Consider the following 5,569-nt stretch of genomic DNA (forward strand, 5'->3'; position numbering starts at 1 on the left):
GGTTGCAGGGGTCGATGGTCATGGTCTGGTCGGGGCCGGTGCGGATCAGGTCACCGTGGCTGATGTCGTTGGTCCAGGTGGCGCCGCTGTTGGCCTTGCCCGCGAAGGGGTTGCTCTCGGTGGCGGCCTGCGGGGTCCACGATCCGTTCAGGCTGGAGGCCGTGAACGAGCGGAAGTAGCGCTGCTCGCTCGCGCCCCGGGCCTCGACGATCATGAGGTACTGGTTCTGGCCCTGGACCTTGTAGACCTGCGGCCCCTCGAACAGGTTCTTCACCGTGTCGCTCATGACCGTCGTGTACGACGAGCCGAAGTTGCCCGGGAAGTTCCCGATCGGCATGCTCGCCCGGTAGATCTTGCCGTTGTCGCCGGCGAAGAACAGGTACATGTTCTGGCCGTCGGCGATCAGGGTCTGGTCGATCGGGCCGGTGCCGGAGTCGGGGATGCTGCCGGTGAACAGCGGCTGCGGGGCGGACCAGCCGTTGGGGTTGGTGGGGTCGCTCGAGGTGCGGTAGATGAAGGGCCAGGAACCCCACTGGTACGCCAGCACCCAGATGTTCTTGGGCGCGAAGTAGAACAGCGTGGGCGCCACCGCGGCCTGGTTCATCCCGGTCTGACGGGCCGACGCCATGTCCGACCAGTTCGTGAAGGGACTGAACATCATGGAGCCGTACGACGATCCCGACACGTTCGACGCGTAGACCAGGTGCTTACCGTTGTACCTCGCGGTGGTGAAGTCCTTCACCGCGGCCCACCCGTTCGCCGGCTGCGCCAGCACACCCGTCGACGACCAGCGGTACGTCGACGGAAGGGCACACGTGCCGTCCGTCGGCGGCGTCCCGGTCAGACCGGTCCACTTCTGGTTGCTGCCGCCGTTGCACGTCCACAGCTGCACCGCCGTGCCGTTGGCCGTACCGTTGTCCTTCGCGTCCAGGCACAGCCCGGACTCCACGCCGACGACCGTGCCGTCGGAGTTCACCCGCCACTGCTGGTTCGCGGCGCCGCTGCAGCTCCAGATCTGCACCCGGGTGCCGGCCGTGGTGGCGTGGTCCGGAACGTCCAGGCACTTGTCGCCGTACACGGTCAACTGGTTGGCGTCCGTCAACGTCCACTGCTGGTTGGTTCCGTTCCAGCAGTCGTAGAGCTGCAGGTACGTGCCGTTGGTCCGGTCGGCGCCCGGTACGTCGAGACACCGGCCCGAACCGACACCGCGCAAGGCTCCAGTGGATGCCGCCTGGGCCGGGGTGGCGGTGAGCATCGCCGCCAGCGCGGCCAGGGCCGCGACCACGGCGGCGAGCACCGCGGACGGATGCCTGCGGCTGAAACTTCCTCTGTGCATGGGGACTTCCTCAACCTTGAGTGGGCGGTTCCGGCCGGCCTCGTCAGAGGTTGCCCGGACTGTCGGTCTGTCGGTGTGGTGCGGTGTGCGGCGGTCCGTGAGCGACGACGACAAAAAATTGTCGAGGCCATGACATATGCATGCGGCACGACTCCTCGCGACTCCGCGTTCGAGCGGTGCACCCCGGCGCCGCCCTGCTGTGCAATGAAGCGTCGACGTGTTCGTGATGTCGAACAAGGGTCGAAGGATCGAGCAACCTGAATGATAGGGAGCCGACGAACGGCGTCAATACCTCTCGCACGTGTCGCTGTGGATGTCGAAACATTAGCGGGAAACCGTGTACGAAACGCCGCACGTCACGCCGGCCGACGGCCACGCCGCGCGGACCCGGCGGGATCAACCGCCCTTCGGGGCCGGGACGTCGACGCGTTCACGAGCCCTTGACCCAGCCCGTCGATGGCGCCGATACCGGGGGTTCGCCGTCCGGTCCGCCGGAGTTCCGAAAGTTTCGGACAAGCAACAGAAACTTTTCCTGCAAGGAGTATTGACGATGCATCGTCAACACCTCAATCATTCCTGTCTGGGAAACCGGCCGCAGGTTGATATTTCGAACCGCACTGTCTTGCGCAATCCATGTCGCACGGCAGACCCACGCACCACCGCACCACAGATCCGCGCACCGAAGCACCCGCACCGCCCCGTTCCGTGACCTCGGTGTCCGGTGGCTCCGTGCCGCCCGGGCTCCGGCCCGCCCCGTCCGTCCGCCGCAAGGGAGCGGACGGCGCACTCCCCCTGCGCTCCAGCCCTTCCCCGATGTCTACCTTGGAGGCACAGTAATGGGCTCGTACGCCCTCCCCGGATCCGCCGCCCGGCGGAAGATCCGCGGCCTGTTGTTGGCGCTGGTCGTCGGCGTCCTCGGCGCGGCCACCGCACTGGTCGCACCACCGTCCGCGCACGCCGCCGAGAGCACCCTCGGCGCGGCGGCGGCGCAGAGCGGCCGCTACTTCGGTGTCGCCATCGCCTCGGGCAGGCTGGGCGACTCGACCTACACGTCGATCGCGAACCGTGAGTTCAACTCGGTGACGGCCGAGAACGAGATGAAGATCGACGCCACCGAGCCGCAGCGGGGCCAGTTCAACTTCAGCTCCGCCGACCGCGTCTACAACTGGGCGGTGCAGAACGGCAAGGAGGTGCGCGGCCACACCCTGGCCTGGCACTCCCAGCAGCCCGGCTGGATGCAGAGCCTCAGCGGCAGCGACCTGCGCCAGGCGATGCGGAACCACATCAACGGCGTGATGGCCCACTACAAGGGCAAGATCGCCCAGTGGGACGTCGTGAACGAGGCGTTCGCCGACGGCAGTTCCGGAGCCCGGCGCGACTCCAACCTCCAGCGCAGCGGCAACGACTGGATCGAGGACGCGTTCCGCACCGCGCGCGCCGCCGACCCGAGCGCCAAGCTCTGCTACAACGACTACAACGTCGAGAACTGGACCTGGGCCAAGACCCAGGCCATGTACAACATGGTGCGGGACTTCAAGCAGCGCGGCGTGCCGATCGACTGCGTCGGCTTCCAGGCGCACTTCAACAGCGGCAGCCCTTACAACAGCAACTTCCGCACCACCCTCCAGAACTTCGCCGCCCTCGGCGTCGACGTGGCCGTCACCGAGCTCGACATCCAGGGCGCCTCGGCCACCACCTACGCCAACGTGGTCAACGACTGCCTGGCCGTCTCGCGCTGCCTCGGCGTCACCGTCTGGGGTGTGCGCGACATGGACTCCTGGCGCTCGGGGGACACTCCGCTGCTGTTCAACAACGACGGCAGCAAGAAGCCCGCGTACACCGCCGTCCTGAACGCGCTCAACGGCGGCGACACCTCGGAGCCCCCCACGGACGGCAACAGGATCAAGGGCGTCGGTTCGGGCCGCTGCCTGGACGTGCCCAACGCCAGCACGAGCGACGGCACCCAGCTCCAGCTGTGGGACTGCCACAGCAACAGCAACCAGCAGTGGACGTACACCGACGCCGGTGAGCTCAGGGTGTACGGCAACAAGTGCCTGGACGCCGCCGGCACCGGCAACGGCGCCAAGGTCCAGATCTACTCCTGCTGGGGCGGCGACAACCAGAAGTGGCGCTTCAACTCCGACGGATCCATCGTCGGCGTCCAGTCCGGCCTCTGCCTCGACGCCGCCGGATCCGCCAACGGCGCCCCGGTCCAGATCTACTCCTGCTCGAACGGCAGCAACCAGCGCTGGACCCGCGCCTGACAAGGCCTGCCACGCGGAGACCGCCGATGACCGCGAGGGCCGCCGCCGTGACGGCGGCGGCCCTCGCGGCCGGTCACGCCGCCGTCGTGACGGAGGCGATGCTGCGGTGCCGGGCGACACCGTGTGCGAAGTCGGGCACGCGTGACGTGCCCTCCCGCAGGTCGTCCAGGAACTGCCGGTAGGCGTGGGCGACCGCTCCGCCCGGCAGCCGTCCCGAGGCCACCACCTGGTCCGCGGCGGTCATCGGCACGGGCCGTCCGCTCTCGGTGTCCACGGCCGACGTGCGCCGCGACACCTGTCGGATCCGCAGTTCCTCGGGCTCCCCCAGGACGGACGCGAGTCCGTCGAGGGCGTGGCCGAAGGGAACGGTCAGCAGTGTCGCGCCGTTCGCGGCGTCGAGCACATGGTGATCGCCGGGGCCGACGGTGGCGCCCCGAGCGCCGCCGGAGCCCACGACCGTCGTGGACAGCACCTCCCCCACGTAGCCGTCGGCCACGAGATGCCGTGCGTAGGCGAGCACCGGGTGCGACCGCGCCTGGAGTCCGACGACGGTCGGCACGGCGCGACCGCGCGCCGACCGCGCCATGTCCTCGGCCTCCGCGAGCCCGTTGCCCAGCGGCCACTCGCACAGCACGCTCCTGCCGGCGCTCAGCGCCGTCCGCACCAGTTCCCTGTGGTGTGGCACCTTCACCGCCACGACCACCAGGTCCACCTCGTCACAGGCCGCCAGTTCGGCAGCCGTTCCGAAGGCACGGGACACACCGTGCTTCTGTCCGGAGCGCTCCGCCGACTGTCGCGAACTCGCGCTGAGAGCCCTCAGTTCATAACCCGGGACGGCTCGCAGGGCGGGCAGGTGGGAGCGCTCGGCTGCCCGGCGGGTCCCGTACGGGCATGAGACAAGTCCGGCTTCTGGTGGACGCTTTTCGGACAACTGGGGGACGACAGGGTGGGCGGAGCCAACCCGGAGGGCGCCCGGCTCCCTCTCATGGTCCGAACACAGCAGCCTCATAAGTCAGTTGGGGCCGCACTGCTCATCCAGATGCCATCACGCACTCCACAGCCGGAAGCACGAGGACCGATGACCAGACTCCCGCAGGGCCGCACCCGCCGCCTGACCCGCCCCTCCTTCGCCGTCGCCGCGGCCATCGCCGTGACCGCGGGCGTCGTCGCCGCCGCGCCCGACGCGAAGACCGCGGAGCCGACGCCGAAGCTCAGCCTGATCGCCGCATCCACCTCGGTCACGCTCGACTCGTGGACGGAGGACCCGGGGGTCTACCTCGACCTCGGGACGTACCTCACCTCCGAGAACGGCGCCTTCGAACTCAAGGTGACCCGCAAGTCGTACAAGGACCCGGTCGTCGCCGAACAGGTCCTCCGGAACGGGAAGAAGACCCGGACCAAGACACTCCCCGCCGGGCTCGTGAACGACTTCACCGGGCTGCCGGACTTCACGCAGATCACCCTCACCGACGCGGCCGGCTCGACGGTGCTGGAGAAGACCGAGGCGTTCTGCCCCAACAACGCCTCGGGGCGGGTCCGGCCGGATGCCCCCGCCAACTCGATGTATCCGGAGAGCTGTCCGACGAACCCCTTCACCCTCGGCTCGGTATGGGGCGTCGAGAACGGCTGGGCGTCCAACACCTACTCGGGGTTCTACACCGACCCGGTCCAGCTGGCCGCCGGCACCTACACCGCCGAGATCAACGTGGCCAAGAAGTACCGCGATCTCTTCGGCATCGCCGACAAGCCGCAGACCGTCAAGGTGGTCGTCCGCGAGCGCAGCTGGGAGGAGTCCGCGAGCTCCGCCTCCGGCGGCTCGGCGAAGACCACCGCCTCCGGGCACGGTGCGCACGCGCAGCACGGAGCCCACGCGCAGCACAACGCGCACGCGCAGCACGGGGCCGGCGCGGACACCCCGCCCCCCGGCGCCGCGACGAGCGGCGCCGGCCCCTCGTACAACGCCGGCCAC

At 69.0% G+C, this 5,569-nt stretch carries 3 protein-coding genes and 1 pseudogene; 2 read left to right on the forward strand and 2 right to left on the reverse strand.

What is annotated here, in order from left to right; all coding sequences use genetic code 11:
• Positions 1–1,336: non-reducing end alpha-L-arabinofuranosidase family hydrolase (locus tag B7767_RS02240; protein WP_085570603.1), on the reverse strand; the 1,336-nt coding region annotated here is incomplete at its 3' end.
• 836 nt (positions 1,337–2,172) lie between these two features.
• On the opposite strand from B7767_RS02240, the gene B7767_RS02245 reads away from it, so the two are divergent.
• A complete protein-coding gene (locus tag B7767_RS02245; protein ID WP_085570604.1) occupies positions 2,173–3,600 on the forward strand; it encodes an endo-1,4-beta-xylanase in 1,428 nt (475 codons plus the stop codon).
• Between the two features lie 73 nt (positions 3,601–3,673).
• Here the strand turns inward: B7767_RS02245 and B7767_RS02250 are convergent, their stop codons facing one another.
• Positions 3,674–4,609, reverse strand: coding sequence for a Gfo/Idh/MocA family protein (locus tag B7767_RS02250; protein ID WP_085570605.1), 936 nt, complete (start codon positions 4,607–4,609; stop codon positions 3,674–3,676).
• Positions 4,610–4,678: 69 nt separating this feature from the next.
• Here B7767_RS02250 and B7767_RS02255 point away from each other — a divergent pair.
• Positions 4,679–5,569 (forward strand): annotated as a pseudogene (locus B7767_RS02255) (protein-lysine 6-oxidase); the annotation flags it as partial.

The sequence above is a fragment of the Streptomyces sp. 13-12-16 genome (assembly GCF_002114215.1).
Taxonomy (GTDB): domain Bacteria; phylum Actinomycetota; class Actinomycetes; order Streptomycetales; family Streptomycetaceae; genus Streptomyces.